Genomic DNA, 18732 nt, shown 5'->3' on the forward strand with positions numbered 1-18732 from the left:
TATTAAAAATTAGTAGTACGATAAAAGCAAATACCATATAAAATATAACCATTGCTTTTGACTCTCCTTTCTTCCCCCGTCTCAAAAAGGTTATGCACTCTTTACTCTACCAAAAACAAAGCGTGTTGAACAGGGGGGACAAGAATAATATGAATAATATTATTCTTGTTTTAAAAGTAATTCAAAGCCCTCTGATAAATGTTGAATATAAACCTTTTTAGGTGATTTGAGTATATAATAAAGATATATAAAATTAGTAACGGTCATACCTAAATGAATGCTCGACCATAGAAGCGTATAAAGATAATAATCAGCAAGTTGGCTACTTATTAAAAATCCAGGTAAAGTTAATATTATAGTGGGCATAATACCAGTTACAAATGCTTCTACTTTGGTTAATTGTACGCCCTTAAAACAGAACCATGCAGGAAATTTTAATCCAGTAAATTTAAAAGGTATTTTCGTTGTTTTCTTTAGAATACTAAGGCTTAAGACCATTACTAGTGAATGAAGAATTGGCATACTAATTATTGCAATTATAAAAGGAAAAATTGCTTTCTCACTATTTTGGTAAGCTCCATGTACAAAAGATAATGGTACATATGAAATTATAAATACAAGTAGACTAATAAATAATGCTATAATTTGTAATCGTACTTTTCCAAACTCTCTTGTTAAATAAATTGTTTTTAAGCAATTCATTTTATCACCTACAAATCTTAAAAACTTGAAATAACACTGAGAGAATCATAGTACGATTATGTTGAAAAATCAATAGTTATTTTAAATAAAAATGAAGAAAAAAGCTTTTGATCCCTTTTGTCATATTTTAGCTGACAAGAGCATCAAAAGCTTTCATTTTTTAAGTCATTAGTTAGAACTGTTTAATTTTGATTCCAATTCCTTAATACTTGATTCGATTTGTTCTAAAGATTGGTGGATATTTTCCTGATGAGGTTCTACAGTATCTCTCCAATCCTCTACTGATTTTCTCATTTCCTCTGTAAGTTCACGAACAAGGACTGCTCCCTCTTTAGAGGTACGTAATAATTGATTTTTTAGTTTTATACTGTCTTCTTTTAAGCTATAAAGTAGGTTTCCAAGTTCCATACTTTGATCTTTTACACGATTTCTTAACTGACGTCCTGACTCTGGGGTGCTAAGTAATGTTACCCCAGCAGTAACTGAAGCACCTACAAGGAAGCCTAATACTATTGATTTTCCTTTTGACATGGAAAACGCACTCCTTTCCTTTCTCTAGTATACCATTTCCTCTTTTTACATATGTGTCAAACATGGTTAAATAGAAAAAATTATACTACTCATTTTCTATTATAAAGAAGGAAGAGAATTTCTGCCATAAATAAGAAAAAAGTCCTCCTCTAAAAGTGAGAAGACAAAATTTAATTGAACTTATAGTCCGCATGAAGTGTGCTAGGGGAGACTTTTACCCTTAGAACAAACCACTTCCTAACTGCTTATGGAGTATTGCTTATGTGAATGATACATTTACAGAACGTTTTAAAATGGTTTGCACAATTGGATAAATAATGATCATTATTACAGTGTTAATTATAGTTGCCGGTAAAACAATGGACGCAAATAATGCAAAAAATCCACCTTCCATTAATCCAATAATAAATAATGTAACACTTAAAAATATAGTACCGCTAATAATTGTACCTACTGCAGTTAATATTGGTGCAACGATTGTGGTTCGGATTTTATTTTTTAGTAATAAAAATAAGCATAGAAAGATAAGTGCTGTTATAGGCTTATCAATGATATTTGCAATTTGACCACCTGGTGCTGCTGTCGTTAAAGCGGATATAAACCCAGTAGCTAATGATAATATCAATACATATTTGATTCTAGGGAATAAAACAATTCCTAAAAACATCATCGCGAGTAACATGTCTGGTTTTACTCCGAATAACATTGGTGGGACTACAGTGTGCAGTACTGCTCCAATACTTACTAATAATGCTAGTACCACTAATATTCTCGTATTCATTTTTCAATCTCTCCTCATCTCGTCTATTCTTTACTAATATCTTCCAACAGTACGCTCATCGTCAGTTGCGAAGAATTAATGATAGTGTAACAAAGAAGTTGTGATATAACAAAAAGTTTTAATCAAAAAACGGATGATAATAAAAATAAGCGTAAGAAATATACTTAGACTCTTGTGGGAGTGAGACCCCGGAATGCGAAGCATCCGGAGGCTCGTCAGCAGCCGCTGGATAAGCGGAGTATATTTTTCAAGCAAGTTGTCAAAGCTATTCATTTGAATTTAACTTTGAGTAAATACTTTGTCCCAACATCTTAATTTAGTTAATATTTTCGTAAATAGTTCTAGCTATTTCTTGTAAATCATCTGAATTATATTCATCGGTGTGTACAGTCCAATTAGGAGAATATCCATCTCCTTCTCCATATCGAGGAATGAGATGTAGATGCAAATGAAATACAGATTGTTCTGCAGCTGATTCGTTATTATTTAGTACATTCATACCTAACGGGTTATAAGATTTCTTAATGGCATTAGCAATAAATGGAATACGTGCAAACAATTCTTTTGCAACCTCTGGAGATGTTTCATAAATATTCTTCGTATGTTCTTTTGGAATGACCAATGTATGCCCTTTGGTTACTTGGCTAATATCTAAAAAAGCATATACATTATCATCTTCATAGACCTTTGCAGAAGGAATATCTCCTTGAATAATTTTACAAAAAATGCAATCTTCATGTGACATATGAATAACAACCTCCTTTTTCTTTATTGTATAGAGGCTTGTATATAAAAGTAAAGTATTACCATATTAGTCAATTCCATAATTGCTAAGATTCATTTAAAAAAATAATGTTTTATCGATAGTTATATAATACTGTTCGGATTATAGGCGAACTGGATTTTGATTGTAATGGAAGACGGGGATTCCTCCTTAGAAGAGAGTGCTTGAAATTCCACTAAGAAAATATGGCTTCTTTTCCTAGTTAGTTGAAGCTGTACCTGTGAAAAGCAGCTGTCTGCAATGGGAATCAAACAGTGCAACATTCGGATTTTATGCCGAGATTGATTTTAAATAAAAGTAGACTATTTGCCACATAATTCAATGTGACAAATAGTCGTAATGAAGAAATAAGAAACTCATTTTCAATTCATTTCTGTATACCAAGGTTGGTCGTAAATTATATACATAACTTACATTCTCCTTACCGAGTACATGCAGATGAAGTAATTCGTGTAAGGATTATCATTTGTCCAACAGAAACACCATCCTAACCGAAATTTAGAGCAATTATCGATTACTAACAATTGTCATGTGCAAATACATAACTAAATTAGGTTTTCGATCGTTGACACCTCATTTACGTTTTTAGGTTATTGGAAGTAAGTTTCTTATTTTCTTCTTTTGTATTTTGAGCTTTTTCTACGATATTATACATAAATATTTAATTAAATTAGGATAATTGTAGAACGATTGGCTTTGGCATTGGCGTACAATAATGATAAAATCGTGTTAAGTATAGAGGAGGGAAAAGGGTGAGCACCTTATTACATATTGAAAATTTATTTGGTGGATATACACATAAAAATGTATTACATGGCGTTTCCTTTAAAGTGAATAGTGGTGAGATTGTTGGATTAATCGGTTTAAATGGAGCTGGTAAAAGTACAACTATTAAACATATTATTGGCTTAATGCAGCCGAAAAAAGGTGACGTTTTTATACAAGGAAAAACATTTCAGGAAAACCCTGAAGGATATCGTAATCAACTAGCATACATTCCAGAAATGCCTATTTTATACGATGAAATGACTTTATATGAACATTTGCGTTTAACTGCAATGGCTTACAATATTGATGAACAGCTGTTTGAAGAAAGATTAGAGCCATTATTAAAAGAATTTCGTATGGAGAAAAAACTTCATTGGTTTCCGGTACATTTTTCAAAAGGTATGCGTCAAAAAGTGATGATAATGTGTGCATTTTTAATTGAACCGCCACTTTATATTGTGGACGAGCCTTTTGTTGGTCTTGATCCACTAGGCATCCAATCATATTTGAAAATGATGGAGCAAATGAAGGAACAAGGAGCTGGAGTATTGATGTCCACTCATATATTAGCAACAGCAGAAAGGTATTGTGATCGATTTGTAATTTTGCATGATGGTAAGTTACGTGCCCAAGGAACGTTGGATGAGTTACGTTCGAGTTTTAGTATGCCAACAGCTTCTTTAGATGACTTATATGTGCAATTAACAAAGGAAGATAACCATGTTTGACTCTCATCTGTTTTATAAAAATCGATTATCTTCTCACATAAAAAATTTAAGTCGTTACTTACGATATATATTTAATGGACATATTGCTTTTGCGATGTTTTTCTTTATATCTGCATCTGCATATTATTATCAACAATGGTTAGCAAACTTACCAGAGAACTTTCCAACAGCAATTATAATTGGGATTGTTTTTGGATTACTTGTTAGTTATAGTCCGATTAGAACATTACTTCAAGAGCCTGACTTAGTATTTTTAATACCAGCTGAAAAACAAATGAAAAATTATTTTCGTAATAGTTTAATTTATAGCTTTGTTATTCAATTATATTTAGTTCTGTTGTTTGCTGCTGCACTTGCACCACTTTATTTTGCAACTTTTCCAGAGAGAGAAGGGAGCATGTATTTTACTTCGCTTGCAATTCTTCTATTGTGGAAAGTTGCCAATTTATTTGCTAATTGGTGGATGCTAAAAGTTCGAGAACCAAGTATACGACGTATTGATTTATTAACAAGAACAATTCTAAACGTAGTTGTTTTCTATTTTATGGTAGCTGGCAATATGCTTATGACTGTAATTACAGTGAGTTTGTTCATCGTAGTTTTGATTTATGATTTTTGGTATTCCAGTAAGCAGGCAGGGATATTATGGGATTTGCTTATTGAGAAAGATAATAATCGCATGCAGTCCTTTTATCGAATAGCTAATATGTTTGCTGAGGTTCCTCATTTGAAAAATAGAGTAAAGCGGAGAAATTGGTTAGTTTCTCTAATTGTGAAGGGTATTCCTTTTTCTAAAGAAGCTACATACTCATATTTATATCGTATTTCTTTTGTTAGAAGTGGCGATTATGTAGGTATGTATATAAGACTCATTATGATAGGTGGTATTTTTATTTGGATTATGCCTAATAGTTGGATAAAAATACTATTTGGTTTATTATTTTTATATTTAAGTACATTCCAAATGATGTCCCTATATCAACATCATCGTACAAATATATGGTTAGATATTTATCCTGTTCCACAGCATTTGAAAAGAGACGCAGTACTCTCTATTATTAGACAACTGGGAATAATACAAGCCATTTTATTTTCTTTTTTATTTTTATTTTTAGGAGATTGGCTTGGTTTTGTAATTATGATGATAGTTGGGGTGATTTTTACAATTACTTTTACGCAAGGGTATATTCGGAGTAAATTTCAACAAACTTCTAATATTTAATTTAAAAGAAACCAAAGGATGCAATTAATCATTTACCATCCTTTGGTTTTTATGTAAAAAATTTATCCATGAGTTATTTCCATGAGTGTAAAAAGTAGAAATCGGTTTAAATTATTGCCCAAGTCATTAGAATAATTCGTAATTTTAAAATGTATTTGCTTCCTGTTCTTCTTGATATTGCATAAATACGCTGATTAATGTTTTTGCAGCAGTTGCCATTGCTTTTTCATTGATATCGAATTTTGGATGATGGTGAGGATATGGATTCCCATCTAAATTTGCCCCAGTAAAAAAATAAGCCCCTGGTTTATTATGAAGATAATAAGCAAAATCTTCACCACCCATAACTGGAGGTGCTTCTTCAGCGGTGTGTATTTCTTTTACTTTTTCACTAGCTTTAAGTATAGTTTCTGCCTGTTCTTTATGATTAATTAATGGTGGATAACCTTTTATATAATTAAATTCATAGCTTGCCTCATTAGCATCACATTCTCCTTTAAGAATGCGTTCCATCTCTTGAATTATTTTCTCCTGAACACTACTATCAAAATGTCGAACAGTTCCTACAAGCTTAGCTTGGTCAGCAATAATGTTGAAGGCGCTCCCAGCTTCAAAAATACCAGTAGTGACTACTGCCGTACTGAGAGGATCTAATCTTCTACTTACAATCTGTTGAAATTTTGTAATGATATCTGCCCCCAATACTATTGCGTCTTTCGTTTCATGTGGATATGCACCATGACCGCCTTTACCTTGAATAATGATTTCGTACCGGTCTGCACCCGCCATCATAGCACTTGTCGAGGTATGTAGTACTCCTAAAGGAATGGTAGCCCATAAATGAGTACCAAAAACAGCATCAACATGATTAATTGCCCCTGATTCGATGATCGGCTTTGCCCCTCCAGGAGCATATTCTTCAGCATGCTGATGTAAGAAAATTATGGTGCCTTTTAGTTCTTCTTGATGCTGCTGCATTACTTTAGCCAATACTAGGAGAGTTGCTGTATGACCATCATGCCCACACGCATGCATAACACCAGGGACTTTTGATTTATATGGAACATTCTTTTCATCTTGGATTGGCAGTCCATCAAAATCCGCTCGTAATGCAACTATTTTACCTGGTTTTTTTCCTTTTAATGTAGCGATTACCCCATTTCCACCAATGTTTGTTTCATAAGGTATGCCTAATTCTTCATAATAATTTGCAATATAAGCTGCAGTTTTTGTTTCTTCAAAGGATAGTTCAGGATATTGATGTAAATATCTTCTTATTTCTACCATTTCATCAAAATGAATATCAATTGTATCAAAAATTTTTGTTAACATTGATGTCAGCTCCTTTTTGTGTTAGTTAACTATGTATTATAACATTATTCTTATTATTTGTTTAAGTGAGTCAATTTCATAATAGGATATTTTGTATGAAATCCGAATGTTCGCTATTATAATTTCCATTACATACGGACGCTTTTTAGCAAGCACGGCTTCAGCATTTGGTTTTTTTAGTGAAACTTAGCAATTATGAAATTGACTCAAGTATTATTTTTGAGAATTTTTCAAGCGTTGGATTGCTATGCATTGGGTTTCTTTAGACAAAAAAATAGTGTAGAAATTATTTCTACACTATTTGGATAGCTAATACATCCAACATATATATTGAAGGGAGGTTACAACATTTAGGAAATTCTAGGGTCTTCTAAAAGTCGTTCAATTTCTTCCTTATGATGTGTTTCATCAGAAATAAGGTCATCTAATTTAACCACAAGCTCAGTAAATTTTAATTTCTCTGCTTGTAGCTTACGTTTTTCGTAACGTTTAATGGTATCTGATTCTGATTGAAGAGCTGCTTTTAATAAATCTGCTACTTCAGTGGGTTGTGGTATGGATGCAGCGGTTGTGGTTGGTGTCCCACCTAAAGTTTTTATTTTTTCAGAGAGATATAGAGCATGACCGAGTTCATCGTTAATTTCTGATTCAAAAAAAGGCTTTAAGGCTGATCGATATAAACCTGTAACTACTGAAGCACTGTACGTATACTGAATTGCTGCAGCGTATTCATTTGCTAAATCTTCATTTAAACCATCAATAAGTTCTTGAACTTCTTTATCCATTATCAAGTCTCCTATCTATTTAAAAGTATGATTATGTATAAATAAAATTCCCTATTATATTTTTTTAAAACCCTTTATTAAGGTATGATATAAATAGAAGGAGTGAAAGAATGGGAAACAAAAAGATAGGGATTATTTTTTTAACTATATTACTTGTGATTATTGGTATTTGGTCGATACAAGTAACAATAGGTATTGTTCCTTTAACAGATCGTCCAACAAGAGAATTTGTAGATAAGTTAAGTAATACTACTATTTCTGATTTGTTTAGAAATATTACCGAATTAGGTTCTAGTACTTTTCTAATTCCATTTGTGATTGTCATCGCAATCGTTTTATTACTTCTATATAAACATTGGTTTCCAGCACTACTCTTCGTAAGTAGCATAGTATTAACACATGTTTTAAATGTTGCGATTAAAATGGCTACGACAAGAGAAAGACCAAGCATCTCGGTGGAAGCACATGCGGAAGGGTATAGCTTTCCGTCTGGTCATTCGATGATTCCAATGGTTTGCTATGGGTTAGTCGCTTACTTTATTGGAAAAAAATTACCATCAAGTACTGCGAAAATTGCCTTTCAAAGTGCTTGTGGATTACTTGTATTACTCATAGGTATAAGTCGATATGTAATTAATGTTCATTACCTAACCGATGTTATAGCTGGGTTTACGTTAGGCTTCATATTATTAATGGGAAGTGTTTATATCCATAAGAAATTTGAACATTCTCCTACTAGAGACGTAGAAAAAAGCAATCCTTAGATGGTTCATGTAATATGCGATACAAATTATACTTAGAATCAATCAAACGTAGTTTTCTATTAGGAAAGGGGAACAAGGGATGCGATTTTTAAAATATCTATTTGCAATGATTCTAATCGCGTTTGGAATGTTGCTTGTATTGAACAATATAGGAGTATATGATTTTCAACTTGGTAGTTCTTGGGGATATATTTATCCTAGTTTCTTTATTGTCTACGGTCTATTTAGTTTATGGAATTACTTAAGAAAAAAAGGTGGAGGCTGGATGTTTTCATCTTTCCTGATTATTTTCGGAACATTGCTTTTACTTGATAGATTTCAATATATTTCGTTTGGTTTTTGGGATGTTTTCCAATTATGGCCATTGTTCATCGTCTATATCGGAGTATCCATTATAAATTCGAAACAAGAAGGATGGAGACAGTATTCAAAGGGTGCAACGTATTCTAAAGGTAATTCTCACTTTTCCATAGGAGATTATCAGCAAAAACAGGAGTGGAATTTGGAACCTTTAAACCTAAGAAATTTAGCTGGCGATTTTTATTTGGACCTGACGAAAGCATATATTCCTGATAAAACAACACCAATCTCTATTCGTTCTTTAGCAGGAGATGTAACCGTATTGCTACCAGAGCATATCGATTTTCGAATAGATGCGGCTATAAATGCTGGAGAAATTATCGTGTTGAATGATATAGCTGATGGAATTAATCGAAATATAAATTATGAATCAGAAAATTATCCAAACGCGAGTAAGAAAGTTGATTTGTTTATACGCCTAAAAGCAGGTTCCATTCGAGTGGAAAGAATTTAAGGGGGGATTAGAATGCATCAACGTTTAAAAGGAATTCGATTTATATTCATTCGTTCTCATATATTTGTTCTATTCCTCTCTTCATTTATTTTACTTTCCATATTATTGTCGGTTTATGTTTTATTTGAACCGGAATGGTTAACAACAAAGAGTGTCTTTCTTTTCATTATTTCACATCTACTTATCGGTTTCCCATTAGCTTTTTACGCTGGGTTTAACGGTAATGGCAATTATTTAAAGACTAGTTTTGATGCTATTACATTATTAATCAAGCAATATGCAAACGGAAATTATCAGTCATCTATTCAACTATTAGATAATGGAGATGATGAAATTCACAGGGCGGCTAATTCTTTAAATGAATTAGGAAAGAAATTACAAAATCAAGTGAAATCACTGCAAAAAATGGCGGATGAAAAATCAGAATTAGCGAAATCAGCACATAAAACAGCAGTGATTGAAGAAAGGCAGCGAATCGCAAGAGATTTACATGATGCAGTGAGTCAAGAATTATTTGCACTCGCAATGTTATCTGAAGCGGCTATAAAACAATTAGATTTAAAACCCGAATTGGCAAAAACGCAAATGCTTGAAGTCTCTCAATCTGCTCATCAAGCACAAACAGAAATGAGAGCGTTATTACTTCATTTACGGCCAGTATATTTAAGTGGTGAATCTTTGGTTGAAGGTTTACATAAATTAATTAATGAATTAAAACAAAAAAGTAACTTACAGTTTAAGCTCAAATTAGATGATCAACTTGAAATGAAAGAAACGATTGAAGAACATATTTTTCGAATTGTACAAGAATCTTTATCTAATATATTAAGGCATGCAAACGCAACCGAGGTGTATGTAGAGATTTCGAAAAAATCAGAAGAAATCTTTATTTTAATCGAAGATAACGGTGAAGGATTTGATATGGCAGAGACTGATGGGAAAAAGACTTCTTATGGATTAAAAACAATGAAAGAGCGTAGTGAAGAAATTGGCGGTACATTTACTGTCCGATCTAATATAGATGAAGGTACTTATATACAAATTAGAATACCATATGAAGAGGAACGGAGGAGAAGAATGTGATTCGTGTCGTAGTTATTGATGACCATGATGTTGTTCGAAAAGGAATTGTTGCTTATTTACAGACAGAAGAAGATATAGAAATTGTTGGGCAGGCATCAAGTGGTTTTGAAGGAGTTGAAATTGTTCTAAAAGAAAAACCAGATGTGGTATTAATGGATTTAATTATGGAAAATGGAACTGGTATTGAAGCAACAGAAAAGATAATTAAAGACTATCCAGATTGTAAAGTAATCATCTTAACAAGTTTTTATGATGACGAGAAGGTCTTTCCAGCTATTGAAGCAGGGGCGTTCAGTTATATTTTAAAGACTTCAACAGCAACAGAAATCGCGTCCGCTATCAAAAAGGCTACAATAGGAGAGAATGTAATTGAACAAAAAGTGGCGAGTAAAATGATGGCAAATTTCCAATCAAAGAAGAGAAAATTACATGATGATTTAACAGAAAGGGAAAGAGAAGTGCTTCTATGTATTGGAGAAGGACTAACGAATCAAGAAATAAGTGAAAAATTGTATATTGGTGTGAAAACAGTAAAAACCCACGTTAGCAATATCCTTTCGAAATTAGATGTACATGATAGAACACAGGCAGCTGTCTATGTTCACCGAAACAAATTACTACAGTAATTTGTTTCGACTTTTTGTCAAATAAGTCTAACTAATTGTATTTATGTGTTCGCTTTCTGTATAATACAACTGTACTTCAAAAGAGAGGACAGGCATTTATGAAGAAACTAACAAAAAAAGCAGAGAATTTATTACTGCTTATATGGGTACAAGCCTTTTTAGCGTTGGCTGGGAGTTTATTTTATTCTGAAGTAATGAACTATGTCCCATGTGAATTATGTTGGTATCAACGGATCTTAATGTATCCACTGGTATTGATTTATGGGGTAGCAGCGATTAAAAAAGATATATCAATTGCTTTACCGGGCTTATTCATGAGCGGAATCGGAATTCTTGTATCTACATATCATTATTTAGTCCAGCATGTCTCCATCTTTCAAGAAGTTGGAGGAGCATGTAGTGGGAGTGTACCGTGTAACGTAATTTATGTGAATTACTTTGGTTTTATTAGTATTCCTTTTATGGCAGGAATCGCATTTCTAATCATATTTGTATTACATCTTTTAATCTTAAGAGAACAAGGGAGGAAAGCGTAAATGGGTAAAAAGATGATTATTATCATTAGTGTCATAGTGTTATTATTTGTTGCACTAATATTCGTAGTGAATTATAAAAATGATCAAGCTACACAAGATAGCCCTTATGGTGATAAAGATTTAGAACAAGAAACTATTGATCAATTAGATAATCCACTTTATCAAAATCAAATAATGCCGGATAATCTAAGTCAACAAATAGAGGACGGTGAATCAGTAACAGTTTATTTCTACAGTCCAGTTTGTGTTTATTGTCAAAATACAACTCCGTACTTAGTGCCATTAGCAGAAGATATGAATGTGGATATGAAGAAATTAAACTTGTATGAATTTGAAGCAGCTTGGGGAACTTTTTCTGTAGATTCCACTCCAACATTAGTACATTATGAGGATGGGGAAGAAGTTGCAAGGCTTATCGGACAAAAACCAGAAGAAGAATATAGAGCATTTTTCGAAGAATATGTAAATTAAAAACATACTAAGTGACAAGCGGGAAAGTCCAGTGCTAAATGATCTTTCCCGCTAAATCGTAGTATGTTTTTTAATGTGAGACAATCTCATAATTGCTAAGTTTTATTAAAAAGGAACGATTAGTAATAATATAGTTATTAATGTTCGAATTACAGGATTTTCTCGGCTTTGATTGTAATGGAAGACGGCGACTCCTACAGGAAGAGCACGAGCTGAAAATCCACTAGGAAAAGTGGTCTTTTTTTCCTAGTTAGTTGAAGCCGTGCCTGCGGAAAGCGTCGTCTGCAATGGAAATCAAACAACACAACATTCGGATTTTATACCAAATATATTGATTCATATATAAGAAATTATAAATCTTGTGTACTGACGCACGCGCTACGTTGATTAACGTAGATTGCGCCCTTTGTTATTGATTTAATTATCTTCTTCATACATTGTGCCTGTGATAATAAATGGTCGTTCCATAATATATCCGGGTTTTTTAGCTTGTTGCTCTTTATGTGCTTGTTTAAAATGATCGGATTGTGTCCAATTATTAAAGTCATCCTTTGATGCCCATTGGGTAAAAACAACAAACATATTACTATCCGTTTGTTTCAATAGTCGCATTGCTTGGAATCCAGACATAGTTTCGATTCCACTGCTACTATGTTTCATACGATATTCAAACGTTGCATGGCTATCTTCTGATACAGGGATATGGTTCATAATGACATAACCATGCTCTTGTATATTACCTACTGATTTTAAAACATCGAATTCTCTTCCAGAAGCAAATACTTTCTCACTAGTACCTTCATAAAATGCGATTGCACCTTCACTACTAATAATAAAAAAGAAATCAATTGCTTTATACTTCTCCTCCATCTTAAGTAAGTAATCTATTGTTCCGCTAGTCATATAGGCTTTCATATGAAATTCCCCCTTATTCGTAGTATATTACATATTACCCTGTAAAATTCAATTTTACACATATTAATTAAAATGATTATTAATTAATAGAGACTATATTCTTTAATATTGACGAATGATGACGTATAATGTAAATGTACACAGCTAGAGGTGAAGTTATGAGAATGGAAAAACGTAAGCAAAATAAGTTAGCTTACAAGAAGAGAACTCAATGGTTTTTCATTGCAATTGCCTCTCTTTTTATATTACTACTTCTTGGGTATGGTGTCGTTTTATTAGGTGGAAAAATTATAGCAAATGATGAAGACTTGATTCTCGACTTGAAAACGACAATACGAACCGAAGAAGGAGATGTAATCGGAACGCTATATAAAGAAAATAGGGAATTTATAGATGTAGACAGTCTACCCGAACATGTAAAAGAAGCCTTTATAGCAATTGAAGATAGGCGTTTTTATGAACATCAAGGGATTGATCTTAAATCAATTACTAGAGCAGTTTATCGGGATATTATTGCGATGAGCAAAGTTGAAGGTGGAAGTACTATTACACAACAACTTGCTAAAAACTTATTTTTGAGTAATGACAAAACATGGTCGAGGAAAATAAAAGAGACGATGGCTGCCTTATACTTGGAAAGGGAATTATCGAAGGATGAAATTCTCGAACTATATGTGAATGAAGTTTACTTCGGTCAAGGTATTTATGGTATTCAAACCGCCTCAAAGTATTTCTTTTCCAAACCAGCTGATGAATTAACAGTAGCTGAAGGAGCAATGCTTGCTGGATTAATGAAAGGTCCAAATGGATATTCTCCTATTAATCATCCAGATCGTGCTCTAGAACGTAGGAATGTTGTTTTGCGATCGATGGAAGATGCAGGATTTATTAGTACTGAACAACGAGTCACGGAAGAAGAAAAAACATTAGGACTTGATGTGGAAGAACCGAAAGCTTCCAATCCATGGGTGGACAGTTATATTGATCTTGTAATGAAAGAGGCTTCAGAAAAACATCAACTTTCTGTAGAGGCACTACAAACGGGTGGGTATGATATTACCGTTTATATGGATCCTGAAATTCAGCAGATTGCATATTCGGAAATGCGAAACGATGCATATTTCCCTGGAAATACGGAAGGGGTTGAAGGAGCGTTTGTAATGTTAGATGCTAATAACGCTCGTATAGTTTCTGTAATTGGTGGAAGAGATTATCAAATTGGAGATTTAAATCGAACAGTAGTTGATCGTCAACCTGGTTCCACTTTTAAGCCTATAGCTGTATATGGACCTGCATTAATGCAGGAAGATGTATATACTCCTTTCACATTGATTCCAGATAAAAAATCAGAAGAATATAATGTTGTCAATGCAAATGGTGAGTATAAAGATGAAATTACAATTTACCAAGCCATTATGGAGTCGACCAATACTTCTGCTGTTTGGTTATTGGATGAAATTGGGATTGACTATTCAAAAGGATATTTGGAAAAACTAGGAATTACGTTCGAAGACGATGGTTTATCTATTGCATTAGGTGGACTTACCTATGGAGTCACTCCTTTAAAAATGGCACAGAGTTATCAGGCTTTTGCCTCCGGTGGTGATATAACTTCTGCAACGTCGATTTCTAGTATTGAAAATCGAAACGAAGAAGTGATATATGAATCAAAGATAGAAACTGAGAATGTATTTACAAGTCAAGTGGCTTGGAATATGACTGAGATGTTATCTGGAACGGTACAATCTGGGACGGCTTCATCCGGTGATTTCAATAAAGCACTCGCAGGAAAGACAGGTTCTACACAGCATACAACAGTGGATGGTGCCACGAAAGATGCTTGGTTTGTTGGTTATACTCCAGAATACGTAACTGCTATGTGGATGGGCTATGATACCACAGATAAAGATCATTATTTAACTGGTGGCAGTTCCTATCCTACATCATTAACAAAGAAGATTTTGACGGAAATTGATAGGCAGACAGAACGAGAAATGTCGAGTGATTTTGAAATACCAGAGAATGTTGAACCACTTCCAGAACCAATTGAATTACCGACAATATCCGATATTTCCGCAAACTATGAATTTGGAGGATTCTCGATAATTAGAGGGAATCTTAACTGGAATGGTTCAACTGATGAGCGGGTTGTTTATCGTATTTATCAAGAAACAGACGGTGAAGATAAACTTATCGATGAAGTTAAAGGAGTAACACAATATACAATTGATAATGTTTGGTTCGAAAACAATAAATATTATGTTGTTCCTTATGATCCGAACACAAGAATGGAAGGAATGAAGTCTGATTCTGTGACATTTAGTTGGTAAAAATGAGGCAAATTGATGACAAACAACTTCCTTCCCTATACACTCAAGTATTAAATAGCTATAGTAGACTATGGAGATATATGAATATAAAAGGATGAATGAAATGTCTATAATTAAAAACGATACAATTATTAAAGCTTATCAAGGGGAAGAAACAGACTATACTCCTGCTTGGTTTATGCGACAAGCTGGAAGGTCCCAACCAGAATATCGTGCTTTGAAAGAAAAATATTCGCTTTTTGAAATTACACATCAACCAGAATTATGTGCTTATGTTACTCGCTTACCAGTAGAAAATTATGGAACGGATGCTGCTATTCTATATAAAGACATTATGTCCCCATTACCTTATATAGGTGTGGATGTAGAAATTAAAAGTGGAATTGGTCCTGTAATTCATAATCCAATACGAAATCTACAAGACGTAGAAAAACTCGGAGAAATTAATCCAGTCTCGGATGTCTCTTACGTACTAGATACGATTCGGTTATTGACAGAAGAGCAGTTGGAAGTTCCTTTGATTGGTTTTAGTGGTGCACCTTTTACATTAGCGAGCTATATGATAGAAGGTGGTCCATCAAAAAACTATTCTAGGACAAAAGCATTGATGTATCGTGAGCCAGAAACTTGGTTTGCATTAATGGATAAGTTAAGTGACATGATTATTAGTTATGTAGATGCTCAAGTAGAGGCAGGAGCTAAAGCGATACAAATATTTGATTCTTGGGTTGGATCGTTAAATGCAGAGGATTATCGTTTATTTATTAAACCAGTAATGACGAGGATTTTTTCTGAGTTAAGACGACATGAAGTACCACTAATTACATTTGGAGTAGGTGCAAGGCATTTGCTTATGGAATGGAATGATTTGCCTGTGGATGTAATTGGCTTAGATTGGAGAACCTCTATTACTGAGGCACGTGAGATGGGAATAACCAAAGTTGTTCAAGGGAATTTGGATCCAGCTATTTTATTAGCAGATTGGCAAACAATTGAGCAGCGTACGAAGCAAATTTTAGATCAAGGTATGGATTCAGGTAAATATGTGTTCAATCTTGGTCACGGAGTCACTCCAGATATTGAACCAGCTACACTAAAAAAATTAACTGAGTTGGTTCATAACTATAGTAAAGAGAAGTAAATTATTAAAGAGGTGTATGTAAGATGGAAAAGAAAAAAGTTGGATTATTAGTAATGGCATATGGAACTCCATACAAAGAGGAGGATATTGAACCGTACTATACACATATCCGTCATGGTCGAAAACCAGATCCAGAAGCCTTACAAGATTTAAAAGAACGCTATGAAGCAATTGGTGGCATTTCACCATTAGCAAAAATTACAGAAGAACAAACGAAAGCATTGGAGAAGAAACTAAATGAGAATCAGGGTGAGTATGAATTTAAAGCATACATTGGATTAAAACATATCCATCCATTTATCGAGGATACTGTTGAAGAAATGGCAAAGGATGGAATAAAAGAAGCCATTTCACTTGTATTAGCTCCACATTATTCTACGTTTAGTGTGAAATCATATAATAAGCGTGCAAATGAAACGGCTGAAAAGTATGGTATTCAGTTAGACTCTGTAGAAGATTGGTATACGGAGCCTGGATTTATTAAATTCTGGGCAGATGGAATTAAAGCAAGTTATGCAGAAATGACAGATGATGAGCGAAATAATTCTGTATTAATTGTATCTGCGCATAGTCTTCCTGAAAAAATTCTTAAAGATGGTGATCCATATAAGGATCAATTAGAAGAAACTGCAAAATTGATCGCTGAAGAAGCGGATGTAAAAAATTATGCAGTAGGGTGGCAAAGTGAAGGTAACACACCAGATCCTTGGCTAGGTCCAGATGTGCAAGATTTAACAAGAGAATTGTATGAAAGCGAAGGATATAAAGCATTTATTTATACTCCAGTAGGATTCGTAGCGGATCATTTAGAAGTTCTTTATGATAATGATTATGAGTGTAAAGTCGTATGTGATGAAATTGGTGCAAACTATTATCGCCCAGAAATGCCAAATGTTCATCCTGAGTTCATTGAGACATTAACAAATGTTGTAATGAAAAAAGCAAAGAGGGAAGTGAAATGACCCCTAACAAGAAGGTTGTCATTGTTGGCGGCGGGATTACAGGATTATCCGCTGCCTACTATCTTCACAAAGAAAAACAAGAGCAAGAAATACCAATCGATATCACTTTAGTAGAAGCATCAGACCGAGTTGGTGGCAGAATTCATACAGTAAAACGTGATGGATTTACGATTGAAAAGGGACCAGATTCATTATTATCTCGAAAGCCTGCCGCAATGGAATTGGTAGAGTCATTGAACATTAAAGGTAAAGTTGTAAGAAATTCTACCGGACAGTCGTATATATTAGTAAAAAATAAATTACATAAAATGCCAAAAGGAGCTTACATGGGGGTTCCAAAAGAAATAAAACCTTTACTAAATTCAAAAGTGATAACGACGCGTGGAAAGTTACGAGCATTAATGGATTTGGTGATGCCGAAATCAAAAGACACTGAAGATCAGTCTTTAGGTAGTTTTATGCGACGTAGATTTGGAGATGAGCTAGTTGACAACCAAATCGATCCGTTATTATCAGGAATTCATTCCGGTGATATTGATCAAATGAGTTTAAAAGCAATTTATCCAATTTTTGAAGAGATGGAACAAGAGTATGGTAGTGTTATGAGAGGCTTGCAGCAAACCATGCCAGTTTCAAAAAAGAAAAAAACTTCTAAACAGCCATCTGTTGGCATGTTTTACTCATTTGAGGATGGTTTACAAACACTTGTGGAAGCATTAAGCAATCATTTAAATGATATTATTAAATGTAATCGAGCTGTAGATCATATTGAAAAAAAGGAAGATGGATATCACTTATTACTAAACAACGGAGAGGTTCTTTTCGCTGATGTGGTTATTATGACTGCCCCTCATACAAATGTTCCGGAGATGTTAAGTAAGCACGAGCCAATGAAACAGCTGAACAAAATACCTGCTACATCAACAGCTAATGTTATATTAGCATTTGATGCAAAACAAATTAAACGTGATTTAGATGGAACGGGATTTTTAGTAACAAGGAATAGTGATTATCGCATAACCGCATGCACATGGACACATCGGAAGTGGGCGAATACGACACCAGACGGAAAAGCTCTATTACGTTGCTATGTAGGTAAGCCAGACGATCAGAACATTGTAGATCTAACGGATGAGGAGATTACAGCCATTGTTTTAAAAGATTTAAATAAAGTTATGAAAATAAAGGGAGAACCTTTGTTTCATGAAGTTACAAGGTTCAAAAATGCTCGCCCACAATATCATGTAGGGCATCTTGAAATAGTTCATGAAGTCCGTCACTATGTAGATCATTATTTACCTGGATTCATTTTAACTGGAAGTTCTTATGATGGAACAGGTATTCCAGATTGTATTGAACATGGAAAATATAGTGCGCATCAAGCATCGAATCTAATCAAGTAATTGGAAGTCACTGGAAAATAAAACTGTTTAATCCGACTAACATTTTTAACTTTA

General features: G+C 33.7%; 19 protein-coding genes. 12 read left to right on the forward strand and 7 right to left on the reverse strand.

The features are described 5' to 3' along the window. Positions 1-159 precede the first annotated feature (159 nt). The 4 genes from C794_RS06310 to C794_RS06325 form a co-directional block, all read right to left on the reverse strand. A complete protein-coding gene (locus C794_RS06310; protein WP_017796283.1) occupies positions 160-702 on the reverse strand; it encodes a DUF3267 domain-containing protein in 543 nt (180 codons plus the stop codon). Between the two features lie 168 nt (positions 703-870). After that, positions 871-1233: a YtxH domain-containing protein gene (locus C794_RS06315; protein WP_017796284.1), complete on the reverse strand. Its 363-nt coding sequence runs from the start codon at positions 1231-1233 to the stop codon at positions 871-873. A 259-nt stretch (positions 1234-1492) separates the two neighbouring features. Next, a complete protein-coding gene (locus C794_RS06320) occupies positions 1493-2014 on the reverse strand; it encodes a tryptophan transporter (RefSeq protein WP_017796285.1) in 522 nt (173 codons plus the stop codon). Between the two features lie 316 nt (positions 2015-2330). Then, a complete protein-coding gene (locus C794_RS06325; protein WP_017796286.1) occupies positions 2331-2759 on the reverse strand; it encodes an HIT family protein in 429 nt (142 codons plus the stop codon). 791 nt (positions 2760-3550) lie between these two features. On the opposite strand from C794_RS06325, the gene C794_RS06330 reads away from it, so the two are divergent. After that, entirely contained in the window at positions 3551-4294 is a 744-nt protein-coding gene (locus C794_RS06330; RefSeq protein WP_017796287.1) for an ABC transporter ATP-binding protein, read from the forward strand. Beyond that, positions 4287-5516 carry an ABC transporter permease gene (locus C794_RS06335; protein ID WP_017796288.1) on the forward strand — a complete coding sequence of 410 codons (1230 nt, stop codon included), beginning with the start codon at positions 4287-4289 and terminating at the stop codon, positions 5514-5516. Before C794_RS06330 ends, C794_RS06335 begins: the two co-directional genes overlap by 8 nt. A 144-nt stretch (positions 5517-5660) precedes the next feature. Here the strand turns inward: C794_RS06335 and C794_RS06340 are convergent, their stop codons facing one another. Beyond that, positions 5661-6848 carry a M20 metallopeptidase family protein gene (locus C794_RS06340; RefSeq protein WP_017796289.1) on the reverse strand — a complete coding sequence of 396 codons (1188 nt, stop codon included), beginning with the start codon at positions 6846-6848 and terminating at the stop codon, positions 5661-5663. 350 nt (positions 6849-7198) lie between these two features. Next, complete coding sequence (locus tag C794_RS06345) at positions 7199-7633, reverse strand: ferritin-like domain-containing protein (protein ID WP_017796290.1); 435 nt, start codon at positions 7631-7633, stop codon at positions 7199-7201. A gap of 110 nt (positions 7634-7743) precedes the next feature. On the opposite strand from C794_RS06345, the gene C794_RS06350 reads away from it, so the two are divergent. The 6 genes from C794_RS06350 to C794_RS06375 all read left to right on the forward strand — a co-directional run bounded on the left by C794_RS06350 (position 7744) and on the right by C794_RS06375 (position 11927). Beyond that, positions 7744-8397, forward strand: coding sequence for a phosphatase PAP2 family protein (locus tag C794_RS06350; RefSeq protein ID WP_017796291.1), 654 nt, complete (start codon positions 7744-7746; stop codon positions 8395-8397). A 79-nt stretch (positions 8398-8476) separates the two neighbouring features. Continuing rightward, a complete protein-coding gene (gene liaF, locus C794_RS06355; RefSeq protein WP_017796292.1) occupies positions 8477-9211 on the forward strand; it encodes a cell wall-active antibiotics response protein LiaF in 735 nt (244 codons plus the stop codon). A gap of 12 nt (positions 9212-9223) precedes the next feature. Beyond that, on the forward strand, positions 9224-10294 hold the full coding sequence (locus C794_RS06360) for a sensor histidine kinase (protein ID WP_017796293.1): 1071 nt from the start codon (positions 9224-9226) through the stop codon (positions 10292-10294). Further along, a complete protein-coding gene (locus C794_RS06365; protein ID WP_017796294.1) occupies positions 10291-10920 on the forward strand; it encodes a response regulator in 630 nt (209 codons plus the stop codon). The genes C794_RS06360 and C794_RS06365 overlap by 4 nt, the downstream gene beginning before the upstream one ends. 98 nt (positions 10921-11018) lie before the next feature. Beyond that, entirely contained in the window at positions 11019-11456 is a 438-nt protein-coding gene (locus C794_RS06370) for a disulfide oxidoreductase (RefSeq protein ID WP_017796295.1), read from the forward strand. Continuing rightward, positions 11457-11927, forward strand: coding sequence for a thioredoxin family protein (locus C794_RS06375; protein ID WP_017796296.1), 471 nt, complete (start codon positions 11457-11459; stop codon positions 11925-11927). It abuts the gene before it with no gap. Positions 11928-12344: 417 nt separating this feature from the next. Here C794_RS06375 and C794_RS06380 read toward each other — a convergent pair whose 3' ends face one another. Further along, positions 12345-12842, reverse strand: a complete 498-nt coding sequence (locus C794_RS06380) for an antibiotic biosynthesis monooxygenase family protein (RefSeq protein ID WP_017796297.1) — start codon at positions 12840-12842, stop codon at positions 12345-12347. Between the two features lie 164 nt (positions 12843-13006). Between C794_RS06380 and C794_RS06385 the strand changes: the two genes are divergently transcribed. The 4 genes from C794_RS06385 to hemY all read left to right on the forward strand — a co-directional run bounded on the left by C794_RS06385 (position 13007) and on the right by hemY (position 18678). Beyond that, positions 13007-15172, forward strand: coding sequence for a transglycosylase domain-containing protein (locus C794_RS06385; protein WP_017796298.1), 2166 nt, complete (start codon positions 13007-13009; stop codon positions 15170-15172). A gap of 103 nt (positions 15173-15275) precedes the next feature. Beyond that, positions 15276-16313, forward strand: coding sequence for a uroporphyrinogen decarboxylase (gene hemE / locus C794_RS06390; RefSeq protein ID WP_017796299.1), 1038 nt, complete (start codon positions 15276-15278; stop codon positions 16311-16313). Positions 16314-16336: 23 nt separating this feature from the next. After that, a complete protein-coding gene (hemH, locus tag C794_RS06395) occupies positions 16337-17275 on the forward strand; it encodes a ferrochelatase (RefSeq protein WP_017796300.1) in 939 nt (312 codons plus the stop codon). Continuing rightward, entirely contained in the window at positions 17272-18678 is a 1407-nt protein-coding gene (gene hemY, locus C794_RS06400; RefSeq protein WP_017796301.1) for a protoporphyrinogen oxidase, read from the forward strand. The genes hemH and hemY overlap by 4 nt, the downstream gene beginning before the upstream one ends. The last annotated feature ends 54 nt before the right edge of the window (positions 18679-18732 follow it).

It is taken from the genome of Oceanobacillus kimchii X50 (assembly GCF_000340475.1).
In the GTDB taxonomy this organism is placed as follows: Bacteria; Bacillota; Bacilli; order Bacillales; family Amphibacillaceae; genus Oceanobacillus; species Oceanobacillus kimchii.